Source organism: Vibrio ruber DSM 16370 (assembly GCF_900163965.1).
Classification (GTDB): domain Bacteria; phylum Pseudomonadota; class Gammaproteobacteria; order Enterobacterales; family Vibrionaceae; genus Vibrio; species Vibrio ruber.
In genome coordinates this window covers 18,191-32,150 of record NZ_FULE01000011.1, presented here as the reverse complement: position 1 = coordinate 32,150, position 13,960 = coordinate 18,191, and the positions used below count along the sequence as shown (strand labels likewise).

General features: G+C 54.7%; 1 protein-coding gene (only partly in view). It reads left to right on the top strand.

Annotated features, from left to right (window positions below; genetic code table 11):
* On the top strand, positions 1-13,960 hold the 3' portion of the coding sequence (locus VR7878_RS03365) for a non-ribosomal peptide synthetase (RefSeq protein WP_077333449.1). Its footprint begins 713 nt before the window's first position; the window shows 13,960 of its 14,673 coding nt (coding positions 714-14,673); the start codon falls outside the window, past its left edge; the stop codon is at positions 13,958-13,960.

Below are 13,960 nucleotides of genomic sequence, written 5' to 3'. Positions count from 1 at the left end.
GTTAAGTTCGCAGCAAGACGTATCGTCACCCGAGCTGTTTCAATATATCGACTACGCCCAATGGCAGAAACAGTTACTCAGCGGCGATATCTACGAGCAACTGATGACTTACTGGCGCAACACACTGGAAGATGGCGATTATCACCTTGAGTTGCCGATGCGTCGTCCGGTTGAAGCGCAACTTGTGACGGCCAGCGAAGCAGACTGCGGAGATGATGAAGGGGCCCGGTACCATTTCTCACTGACCGAGGCCGATTATCAGCAACTGAAACGCGTCTGTGAAACGTACCGGATGACGCCTTATACAGTGTTGCTTGCCGCTTACCAGTGGATGTTGAGCCAGCGCACCGGGCAGCAAGATATCCGGGTTGCGTGTCCTGTGGCGGAGCGTTCTCTGCCTGAATTCGAAAATATGCTGGGACTGTTCGTCAATACCTTGGTGATTCGTTCACAACTCAGCACTGAAACCACCACCGAAAGTTGGTTACAAACGGTTCATCAGGCGCTGGCAGGCGCGCAGAGTCACAGTGCGATGCCGTTTGAGAAACTGGTCGATACACTGGTTTCGACACGAGATATCAGTCATGAACCGCTGGTACAGACCATGTTCAACTATCTGGATGATGCGTCATCCGGTCAGGTGACGCTGGGTGATATGGTGATTGAATCGCTGCCGGTGCCTGAATTTACCGCCAAATATGATCTCTCTTTATTTGCCGTTCATCATAATCAACAACTTGGATTGTCATTCCAGTATCGGACGGCCTGTTATCGCACAGAAGATGTGGCGCAACTGGCTCAGTTTTATCTGAGCGCGCTGCGTGATTTATTGCAATGTCTGACCGATGAACCGACCCGGCCATTACGCACTATGTCCGGTCTCAGTGAGGCAGAGTGGCAGATGCTATGGCAGTGGAACCAAACCGAACAACCGGCTTTTCTGCCGCCACAACTGGCACATGCTACGCTCGGTGAAGCCTTAGCGGGACAGGCACGCAAAACACCGCAGCAGCGGGCTTTAGTCTTTACCCAAACCACGGCGCAAGGGTCACAGCAAGTCTGCTGGGATTATCAAACGCTCAATCATAAGGTGAATCAGCTAGCCCATTGGATCCGCAAGCAAGGGGTGGCACCGGAAAGCCGGATAGCTATTTGTATGCCAAGAAGTGCCCAGATGGTGGTCAGTTTGCTGGCCACGGTGCAGGCCGGGTGTGCTTATGTGCCGGTTGACCCTGAGCATCCGCCGCAACGGCTGGAATTAATAGTCCAACAAGCACAGCCCACTCTGTTGCTGACAGTGCCTGAGCTGGAAAACTTCACGACGGAATTTGCCGGAGAAGTACCTTGTCATACGCTGGATGATGACTGGTCACTGGTGGCACAAGAAGCGACGGACTGGCAGGTGCCAAACCGGATTGAACCGGAACATCTGGCGTATGTCCTCTTTACTTCCGGTTCGACAGGCAAGCCAAAAGGGGTTGCTGTGCCGCATGTCGGCGTCATGAACCGGATTCTGTGGATGCAGGAGCAGTATCCCCTTGACGGGACAGACGTGGTACTGCAAAAAACACCGTACAGCTTTGATGTCTCGGTCTGGGAGTTTTTCTGGCCGTTGATGGTGGGCGCGACACTCGTCGTAGCACCACCGGAGGCACATAAAGACAGTCAGAAATTGGTCGATTTGATCCGTCAGCATACGGTGACCACGCTGCATTTTGTCCCGACCATGCTGCAAGCCTTTTTAGATCATCAGCACGTGGCGGCTTGTACCTCGCTGCGACGGGTGTTTACCAGTGGCGAAGCGCTCTCCTTTGCTTTGAAAGAGCGGTTCTTTTCTCAGTTTTCTTGTCAGTTACATAACCTGTACGGTCCGACGGAAGCTTCAATTGATGTGACCTACTGGGATTGCAGCACCCCGTGTCCGGCAATCGTGCCGATCGGTTACCCGATTGCCAATATGCAAACCTGGATTCTCAATGCTGATCTGAACCCGGTGCCGGTCGGCGTCGCCGGTGAGCTTTACCTGAGTGGTCCCGGTCTGGCGCGCGGTTATTTTGGCCGGGATGACCTGACAGAACAGGCATTTATTGCCAATCCGTTTTATGAAGATTACAAGGACAGACGCCTGAAGACTGGTGGCCGTTTTGATGAGGATGTTTACAGGGACACACGCTGGTATACGCGCTTGTATCGCACCGGTGATCTGGCGCGTTACCGCGAAGACGGCAGCATTGAATATCTGGGACGGACGGATTTTCAGGTTAAAGTCCGTGGTTTACGGATTGAGTTAGGGGAAATTGAAGCCGCGATTCTCGCGCTGGACTTCGTCAAAGAGGTGCTGGTGACCGCTCCGGATCAGCAGACGTTAGCCGCTTATGTGGTGATTGACGGCGATGAGCCTGACTGGGCGCGGTGGCAGACGCTACTTGCCCCTCATTTACCGGCTTATATGATTCCGGCGGTGTTTGTCCGTCTGGACGCGATGCCGGTCAATGCTAACGGCAAAGCGGATCGTAAAGCCCTGCCTGAGATTGATCTGGCACGTCAGAATGCCGGTGAGTATGTTGCACCACAGTCTCCGCGTGAAGTACAACTGGCACAAGTGTTTGCTGAGGTACTGCGGCTTGACACGGTCAGCATCGAAGATAATTTCTTTGCGCTGGGCGGTGATTCGATCATGAGTCTTCAGGTTGTCGCCAAAGCCCGGGCGCACGGATTAGCGATTGAACCGAAGCAAGTGTTTCAATATGCCACGGTCAAAGCGCTGGCCGCTGTTGCCCGTGTCAGTGAACAGACTGATTTTGCTGCTGATACGTATTATGGGGACACACAACCGAGTGCGATTCAGCACTGGTTCCTCACGCAGAACCTGCCCAATCCGAACCAGTTCAATCAGGCTGTTTTACTCGCAAGCACAGCCGATATTCAACCTGTATTGGTAGAACAGACACTGGCGGGTCTGTTACAGGCGCATCCGCTGCTTGCTGCTCGCTTTACCCGGAATTCGGATGGTCAATGGATTCAGTCGATTCCTTATCCAAATCAGATCACCGCCGAACAACTGGCGTTTCAATACCTTGAATGGCAGAGCTCAGCGGAAGAATCACTCCAAGTCCGCATCGACCAACTGTGTCAGCAAACGCAGTCGGCGCTGTCGATCGAAGAAGGACGGCTGTTCCGGGCGGTATTGGTGCGTATTGTCGATGATGCAACAGCGGCTTGTTCGTACCGACTGTTACTGGTGGCACACCATCTGGTGATTGATGCCGTTTCGTGGCGGATTTTATTTGAGACGTTAAGCCAAGGATATTCACAACTTGCCGCTGATGCCGACGGGCAAGGGGGGCTGTCTTTACCGGGACAGACGGCGCAACAGGTGCTTCAGCAAGGCGGAGTTTTCCAAGCTCAGACCTTGCCATATAAAGGCTGGGTGGCGCAGTTTGCCGCGTGCTTCGGCTCTCCTGCCACGGCTACCGGCTTACAGGGACAGACACCGGAGCAAGCTACGGACTTACAGGGACAGACGGTTGAACTGGCGGATGAACAAAACACCGGACTGAACGCATGGCAAGCGTGGACGGCACAGCCCGAGGTTCAGCAGGCCTTACAGGTCAATTATCCGCTGGCGACGCAGCCGCTGTTTCCGCAGCAACCCATTGGGATCGCAGCGCTGGAACGGTTTGAACTGTCGCAACACACCACGCAAGCGCTGTTTGAGCGCATTGCTCCGGCGGTGAAAGCCAATGGCGAAGAGGTTTGTCTGACGGCCTTGGCGCACGCTTTGTGGCAATGGAGCGGACAGCCGAACCATCTGATCCAGTTGGAAGGTCATGGCCGGGATCAATTGGATCTCGATGTCAGTCAGACTCTGGGATGGTTTACCCGGATTTATCCGGCGCTGATCAGTGCTGCGGTGACACCGGATCAATCGTGGCATCAGGCGTTGCTCTCGAATCGCGCGGCATTGAGCCATAACCCGGAACGTCAACAGGCAGTGCCATTTCTATCGATTCAGTCACAACTGACCGAGTTGTCTGCGGCACAGGGGCAACCGACGTTGGTATTCAATTATCTGGGGCAACTGGATCTGATATCCACAGAGCGTGATGGGGAGGCTTTGTTCCGCAAAGCGCCTGAATCGTTATCGGCATTCCGGGATGAACAAAATCCCCGTTATTGGCCGATCGAAATCAATGCGTTTGTCCAGCAGGGACAGTTGGTGGTCAATATTCAGTATGCCGCACAATGGTTATCTCAGACTGAAGCACAGCGGCTCGCAACGCTGCTGGCTGACAGCCTTCAATCTCTGGCGGATAGCAATGAGACGGCGACTGGGGCTATTGCTGCAGATTACCCATTGGCGAAGGTCAATGATGCACAGGTGCAGGTGATTGTCCGTCAGGCTGAACGTCAGGGAATGGCGGTTGACGATTTGTATACTCTGTCTCCGGCGCAGCAGGGGATGTACTTCCACTGTCTTGATTATCCGGATGCCTATATCAGCCAGAGCGTAGTGACATGCCGGGGGGCACTGCACAAAATGCATTTTCAGCAGGCATGGCAAAATGCAGTCAACCGCCATACCGCTTTGCGGACTTGCTTTATTTGTGACGGAGTTGATGAGCCGCATCAATTGGTGCTACGGCCGTTACGGGGACAGACGCCTAAAGGTCAGTCTTTACAGAGGTTACAAGGACAGTCGTTACAGGGACAGACACCGCAAATGCCGTTGGTGTTTGACGAATATGATGCATCATCACTGACCGAGTCTGAGCGTCAGCAACAGTTACACCGGTTGCAACAGCAAGCGCGGGAACAGTTGGATCTCGAACAAGCGCCGCTGATGCGACTGGCGTTGGTGCGCTGGCCCGATACCGCAGACGGACAAGCCGATTATCGGCTGATCTGGACGATTCACCATTTGATTATGGATGGCTGGTGTCTGCAACGGCTGGTGGGGGAAGTGATGGCGGATTACCGGACGTTGGTGAAAAGCGAACCTTTACCTAATATCGCCGGATCGGCTTATCGCGACTTTATTGCATGGCTGGGTGAATCTGAACGTGCCACCGATGCGAAAGCATATTGGCACAGTGCTCTGGCAGGATTTGAGCAAGGCAAATCACTTCCCGCTCCCGTGGCAGATGTGTCAGTGCGTTCAACAGCAACGTTCCATTCGCAGTCGCTGGGTGAGTCACTCAGTGCTTCACTGAGCAACTGGGCGCGAACCCAAGGGGTCACGCTGAATACTGTGATTCAGGGATTGTGGGGGCTGGTCTTATCTCGTTATCTGGCAACCGATGATGTGGTGTATGGGGTGACAACATCCGGGCGTCCGGCGGATCTCGCCAATGCCGACGGGATTATGGGCGTCTTTATCAATACCTTGCCGCTGCGCTTACGGATTGAAGCCGATGCAACATTGGGTGACTGGCTGACCGCCTTGCAGGCGCAAAATTTACACATGCGAGATTATGAACAGACACCGTTGGCGAATATCCAGCGTTACGCAGCGCTATCCGGCAACGGCCCTCTGTTTGACAGCCTGTTGGTGTTTGAAAATCTGCCGGTGTCCGATTCGACACCGATTGACGGGCTCTCTCTCACTCTGGATGCGCACCATGTGGAGAATAATTTTCCGCTGACATTACGAGTGGTGCCGAGAAAGAATCTGCAATTTGATCTGCTGATGAACCCACAGCAGGTGGATGCGGCATTGATGCCCGGGCTGGTCAGTCAGTTGATCCGTTGGATTGAGCGCGTGACTGCTGATCCGCAATCACAGCAGCAACCGCTGATAACCTTGATACGTCGCTGGTCTGAGGCGCAATCTTCATTTACGGCACAGATGACGCAAGAGGCGCTGGCTCATGCCAGTCCGGTACAATCCGTCAGTCTGGTACAATCTGAACATGCACTGGCACGGATACAAAAGCAGGCAAGGGAGGCGACTGCGCTGACGTTTTATTCCGACCACACATCACTGACGCAATGGTCGTATCAGACGTTGCTCTCTCAGGCCGGACAACTGGCGCAGCAATTACCTCGGGTAAATCGGCCCGAGGTGAATGGTGATGCGCCGGTCATTGCTATCTGTATGCCAAGACAGATGGAACAAATTGTCGCGATGCTGGCGGTCTGGTATCAGGGGGCTGCGTGGGTGTGTATTGACCCGGAACTGCCATTTTCCCGGATTCAGCACATCATCGACGATGCGCGGCCTGCTTATATTATTGGCGGTGAAATGCCTAGCTGGGTCAGTGACCGGGGAGACGGCCGGTGGGGTGTCTGTCCTCGCAACGATTCCTCCGGTGATTGGGGCGTCTGTCCCCATAACGATACCCATAACGATAACGACGCTGGTCAAGTGCTGTCGCATCATTCATGTGCGTGGATCGATATCACGGCACTGAATTTAGGCGATGATGTGACACCATCACCAATGTCGTTGCCACCATTGCCGCAGTTAACCGCGCAGGAGACCGCGTATTTGGTTTATACCTCGGGCTCAACGGGTAAACCGAAAGGGGTACAAGTGAGCCACGGCAATCTGCTCAGTTATGTCGATGCTTTGTTTGAGCGCGTATCACTGACAGCGGATGCGACGATGACGACGTTTGCGACCGTGGCAGCGGATCTGGGCTTCACGTGTGTACTGGCCTCGCTATGCAGTGGCCGGACGTTGCGTTTGTTGCCTCCGAATGATTATTTTGATCCTGAAGCCTTGGCCGGGCGGCTGGCACAACACCCGGTGGATGTGCTGAAGATTGCACCGTCACATCTGAAAGCGCTTCTGGCGGTTGCGAAGCCGCAACGGTTATTGCCGCAGCAGTGTCTGATTGTCGGCGGAGAATCTCTGGATGTGACACTGTGGACACAATTACGTGCGCTTGCACCGACGATGACTATCGTCAATCACTATGGCCCGACAGAAACCACCATCGGTTGTTGCGCGACTGAGCTCCGCTCGCAGGCTGACCTCGGCTCTATTGGAACCCCTTTGAGAAACAGTGTGGCTTATGTGGTTGATGAAGCAGGATTACCCGTGGCTAACGGGGTGGCTGGTGAGCTATGGATTGCGGGTGCTGGGGTCGCATCTGGCTATTTGAACCGGCCGGATAACACCACCAGACAGTTCAGCCGTACCGATGTGCTGGGTTTGAGTGAGCCATCTATGGCATTGCCGCTGTATAAAACCGGTGACCGCGTGGTGCGAGGGGCACAGGGCGAACTGCACTACCTAGGGCGTCAGGATGATCAGGTGAAAATTCGCGGCTTCCGGGTTGAGCTGGGTGAAGTGCGTGCCACGTTACAAGCGATGCCTGATGTTGAAGATGCTGTGGTGCTGGCGGTTGACGGGCCGAGTGGTCAACGTCTGGCTGCGGCTGTGATATTAGCCAGTCAGGACGAATCTCAGCCGCGCCGGTTAAAACAGCTCGAAATTGCGCTGGAAGGATTACTGCCGGATTATATGGTACCGCGATTGTGGCAAGTGTTGACTCAGTTCCCGTTACAGAAAAACGGCAAACTGGATCGACAGGCACTGGCATCAAGTATGGTGGCACCTGACGTGACATCTTCAGATGAAGCGGAGACAGCACAGGATTCTGAGCTACGTTGTGTGGCTCCGCAACCTGACAGCGAACCGAAGTTGTCGGCTAAAGCTGCACCCGATGTGGTGCTCAGCGATCTGTGGGAGAGCCTGCTTAAGATCCGGCCACAAGCGGAAGATAACCTGTTTGCGCTGGGCGCGGATTCAATTATCTGCCTGCAATTTATTGCCAAAGCGCGTCAGCACGGTTTCAAACTGACACCGAAACAGATTTATGCCGCCCCGACGGTTGCAGCCTTAACGACCCTTCTGGCTGAGCAAGCCGGTGAGTCTGATTGTGCGACACCGGAGACTGCACCGACCGAGAGCAAGCGCACAGTTGATGTTCCGTTTGGTGAGAAGGCGTCCGTTGCTGAGGGAGGCGTAACTGCAGCATCCGTAACTGAAGCATCTGTTGCAGCATCATCTCCGGAGAGTGAGACGCCATCGATTACGGAGACATTGCTGTCTCTCTGGTCTGCATTACTCCGGCAACCGGTGTCTGTCAGCGATAATTTCTTCACCCTCGGCGGAGATTCAATTATTGCCTTGCAACTGGTGGCCCGGGCGCGTCAGCACGGGCTGGTGATTACGCCGAAAATGCTTTACGCGACACCGACCATTGCTGAACTGGCAGTGACACTCGGTGAAACAGCGCAACCTGCGGCTGAGCCTGAAACTGTAGCGGCTGACACACCAAAGACAAGCGCGTTACCTGATCAGCAACCCCTTCTGCCGCTGTTACCGATTCAGCAGTGGTTCCTTGAACAGCCACAGCCTTACCCGCATTACTGGAATCAGGCTGTGATGCTTCGGGTTCCGACGCGGATTGTCCATCGTGTGATGAGTCAGGCGGTTGATGTCGTCTTGCATAAGCATCCGTTACTGACGGCGCGTTTTGAACATCTGGATACACCGCAACAGGCCGGTTATTGGTTGTCTCATGAAACTGCGGCCGTTTATGCCGGATTTGACGGACAGGATCCGGCCGGATTAACGGCTTTAGTGGCCGCAACTCAGCAGAGTCTGAATCTGACTGAAGGGCCATTATTCAAAGTGGTTGCTTTCAATTTGGCTGACGGTAGCAGTCAACTGTTGCTGGTTGCGCACCATCTGGTGGTGGATGGGGTGTCCTGGCGAGTGATTGGCCGGGAACTGCATCAGACCTATCAGACACTGTTGCATGGCGGAGAGGTCACACCCGATAAGGAAGAGACCACCGCAGCGCAGTGGCAGCAGCAGTTACAGCATTTGCCGGATGAAAAACTCACCGCTGCCGGGCAATACTGGCAGCCGATGGTCAATCGGTTTGATAGCGGGATCCTGATTGCCGGTGCCCAGCCCGGAACGGTCGGCGCCGTGGATACTCAACACCAGACATTCTCCTCCCAACTGACCGCCCGGTTGCTGGGTTTAGGGAACTTACATCAGCGCTCGGCTTGTGAAGTTGCCATGCTTGGCGCGCTGACTCAGGCGGTTCAGTCGCAGTTTCCGCGTGATCAGTTATTGATTGATATGGAGAGCCACGGGCGTTGTCCTTGGCTGGCTGATCAAGATTTGAGTGAGACAGTCGGGTGGCTGACCAGCCGTTTTCCGGTTCGTTTTGACACGGCATCTGAAGATCTGGACAGTGTCGCCCGCCAACTGGCAGCAGTGCCTGATCTTGGTATTGGTTATGGCGTGTTACGTTATCTGCATCAGCGGCTGGCATTTCCGGCTCCGCAGATCCTGTTCAATTATCTGGGTCAGACCGGCACGCTCGATATGGACTGGCAGTTGATTGACGGTGCCGGACAAGCGCGTCATCCCGACAGTCTTCGCCGCCAGTTGATTGAAGTGACCGCGCAGATCCGCGATGGTGTTTTGACGGTGGTATGGCAGTATCCGCCAGCGCTGAAGTCGCAGCTCGACCCCGTTGCTGATGCATTTGCACAGCGGCTTGAAGGTATTGCGTCCTTCGCAGGACAGACGCCTTTAGCGGGACAGTCGCAGCAGCAAGCGTTACGGGGACAGGCGCCTTTAGCGGAACAGTCGCAGCAACAAACGTTGCGGGGACAGGCGCTTTTAGCGGGACAGACACAGCAACAAACGTTACGGGGACAGACGGCTCAGCCGGCGGCAGGATATGCGTTGACACCGGTGCAGCAGGGGATGTATTTGCATAGTTCTGCACTGCAAGGGGCAACACCGGATGAGTCGCTGTACTTTAATCAGACAGCGGTCGCGATTGAAGGGACGTTGGATGCTGAAGCGTTTGTGCTGGCGTGGCAGCAAACGGTCAATCGTGAGCAGGCATTGCGGGCGCATTTTCAGGAAAATCAGCAGGGCGAGCCGCGTCAATACTTTGCAGCGCAGGTGCACTTACCGGTAGAGATCCTGGATTGGTCCGGTGATGCAACCACACAACAGCAACAACGTTTTGAGGCGTTGTGTCGGGCTGACCGGGAGAAAGGGTTTGATCTCAATACGCCGCCCCTGATGCGTCTGACTCTGATTCGGATTGCGGAGCAACAGCACTGGTTGATCTGGAGTCGTCATCATTTGATTGTGGATGCGTGGTGTTCGGCCTTGGTGATTCAGGATGTGATGTGCCGTTATCGTCAGGCGATGGGAGATACCTCGATTCAACTGACTCCGCGGCCGGATTTTTCGCTCTATCTCGATTGGCTGACACAGCAAGACCTTGATGCATCCAAAACGTTCTGGAAAAACTATCTGCGCGGATTTGAAACACCGGTAGCGTTACCTGCCGGAACGCCCGATGACGCATTTGAGCTGTTTGATCATCGTCTGAGTGAAACGCTTACCTCAGCGGTGAAATCGCTGTGTCGGACACATGGGGTAACTCTGAACTCAGTGCTTCAGGCCGCGTGGGCTCTGACGCTCTCTCATCACAGCGGACAGCACGATATTGTGTTCGGCATGACTACGTCCGGGCGTCCTGCTGAGTTGCCGCAAGCGCAGCGAATTATTGGTATTTTCATTAATACTATCGCAGTGCGAATGACGTTACAGGCCGATCAGACGCTGGCGCAACTGCTGGAACTGGCACACCGTCAGGGCGTTGAGCTACGTGAGCATGAATGTCTGCCGCTGGTGGACATTACCGCACAGAGTGAGTTGGCTCAGAACGGCTCATTGCGGGGACAGTCGCTTTTTGATGCGCTGTTGGTGTTTGAGAATGAAGCGCTCGGAGAGGGGGCTGGCAAGACGGGGAATCACGGTTTGTCAGTTACACCGTTACAGGCCTATGAGCGGAATAATTACCCATTGACACTGACGGTAATGCCCCATGACGCGCTGATAATGCGGATGGGGTGCGACGGCAAACGGGTTTCTCTTCAAGCGGCGAAGGCGATGCTTTCGACCTTGGAACAAGTTCTTTCTGCTTTCACTACGGCTCAGGGCAGTGACATGTTGGCGGAGATTAGTCGCCAGTGGATTGCTTCTGATGTCGGTTTCCGGGGGGAAGCGGTTACGCTGGATCAATGGCATCTTGGCGCGGGAATTTTGTCTGACTGGACACGTAAACGAGAGCGTGTTGCGGTGTCCGGTGCGGACGGACAACTGACTTATGGTGAGCTGCTGGAACGGACGTTGCACCTCGTCCATGCATTACGATGCCGGGGTGTTGATAGCCACAGTCGAGTGGTGGTGTGTCATGCTCGTCAGACTGACATGTTGGTTGCGTTGCTGGGTGTTTATGCGGCCGGTGCCAGTTATGTGCCGCTGGATCCGTCTCAGCCTCAAGCACGCTTGCAACTGATCCTTGAAGAGACGTCACCGGACTTGATCTTGAATGATGGTTCAGTGACGCTCGGCGATATTGGTCTCAACCATAGCGTTGCATCACTGATTGCGGCCACGCCGTTCAGTGACGCTGATCGCGAGCAAGCGTTGACACGTTTGACGCAGCAAGATCAAGGTTTGGCCTATACCATCTTCACCTCCGGCTCAACCGGGCGGCCGAAAGGCGTCCAGATCCCACGGACGGCACTGAGTAATTTCTTGCACAGTATGGTGTCAGTTACTCAAATCACGGAAGCCGATAAATTACTGGCGGTCACCACCGTCGGGTTTGATATTGCGGTGTTGGAACTGTTCGTGCCGCTGCTTGTCGGGGCGCAGGTGGTAATTGCTGATGAAGCCATGGTGCGGGATGGCGCGGCGTTATCTGCATGTCTGCAAAAACAGGGAATTTCCATCATGCAGGCGACACCGATGACATGGCAGATGTTAATGGATCAACCGTCGCAAAACTGGTCGCACTTAACGGCCTTGGTCGGTGGGGAAGCACTGCCTCCCGCCTTAGCTGAAGGGATGATCTCTCGTGGTGCTCGCCTGCTGAACATGTATGGCCCGACGGAAACCACAGTCTGGTCATCCTGTGCCGAAATTACACCGGATAATATGGTGCAGCCACCGCTGGGCCGACCGATTACCAATACACAATTGTATGTTCTGGATGCATGGCACAATCCGGTGGCTTTGGGCGCTGAAGGGGAGTTATACATCGGTGGTGACGGGGTGTCGCTGGGGTATCTGAACCGCACCGAGCTGACCTCCGGGGTCTTCTTACCGGATCCGTTTGCGCGCTGTGCTGACGCGGTCATGTATAAAACCGGGGATCGGGTGCGTTTGTCGGTTGATGGCGAACTGTTCTATGCCGGCCGGACGGATTTTCAGATCAAGTTGCGCGGTTACCGGATTGAGACCGGTGAGATTGAAGCGCGGCTCGGCGCTATCGAGGGGATTCGCGAAGCCGTGGTCATCCTCTGTTATGCCAATACTGAGAAAGCGTGTTTAGTCGGTTATGTCACCGTTAATGCCGCTGTTAATCAGGCTGATGATGTGATGAGCAGCGAGTCTATTTTGTCAGCGCTTAAGCGTGTGCTGCCTGCGTATATGGTGCCTCAGCACATCGTTTATCTGGCGCAGATGCCGCTCAATGCAAACGGTAAGATAGATCGCAAAGCTTTGCCTGAACCTCAGTTATCAGGCGTTATCTCGGCACAGAAAACCGCGCCGCAGACACCGGTTGAGATCGCGCTTGCTCAGGCTTGGCAGTTACTGCTTGGTACTGAAACAGTCTATCGGGAAGATGACTTCTTTACGCTGGGCGGCAACTCGCTACTGGCCGGCCGGTTGGTGGCGATGCTTCGGCGTCAGTGGGCACTGACATTGCCACTCACGGCCGTGTTCCGTCACTCTGAGTTGCAGGCATTAGCGCTGCATGTTGAAGCAGAACCGACACAGGCGGTGGTTAACAAGCCGGACAACGAATGCCACGCAGACGCAGCACTACTGGTTCCGATGAATGCTCAGGCTGAAACCAATTTGCTTACTTGTCAGGCGCGGGATAACGTATTTCTGCTCCATCCTGCCGGCGGGATTGTTCGTGCTTATCAGGCGATGGTGCAACAGTTCGGTAATCGTTTCCCGGCTTATGGTATCGAATCACCGCAACTACACGGCCTCAGCACGTCGGATCCACTAAATCTTGAGCAACTGGCTGAACGCTATGTGGCTCTGATTCGCAGTGTCCAACCTCACGGGCCTTATCGCTTGGTGGGCTGGTCTTTCGGTGCATGGCTGGCAATGGCAATTGCACATCGGCTCGAAACGCTTAATGAGATGGTCGGGCAGGTGACGATTATCGATGCCCGGGCCGATGTCGATAAAGCGCGTTTGCAAGTGCCGGAACTCAACCAGGTCTCGCGTTATTTGGCCTGCCTCAATCATCGCCATCGGACGTTATTGCTGGACAATCATCTGGCGGAACTGACATTGCTGGAGCAAACGTTAACTGGACAGACGCTGTTAGCAGGACAGACGGCGAAACCGGATCCGGAACCATCATCAGGTGGGGGATTATCGCGTCTGTCCCCGCAAGATTCGCAGGGCTTTGAGGCGTCTGTCCCCGTAAGTGCATCTCTCGGCATTAAATCGTCTGTCCCCGCAAGCACGGAGGCAGCGCAAGGGCGTCTGTCCCCGCAAGAGCAGGACTTGTTTGTGTTCGATACGCTGGCGCAGTTGTTGGGTGAGACAGCGCTTTTGGATGATGAAGCAGCAGACAGGACGTTACGCTTGATGCAGATGCAGTTGTTGATGCAGAGTCATCGGTTGATGCGTGAGCATGTGCTGCAGCCGGTTGCCGCACCGTTGCAGGTGTTTTGGTCGAGTCAGACGCTTGAGGGATCCCGCTATCAGCAAGGGGCAGATGCCGGAGAGTGGGATCGTTACGGGCAGGTTCAGTCGCAGGTGTTCTCCGGGGATCATGACACTATTGTCCGTGATCCGCGAGTGGCTGAGCAGATACTCACCGCTATCAAGGGGGCAGCTATCGCAGTCAGTGATGATATGAGCTAA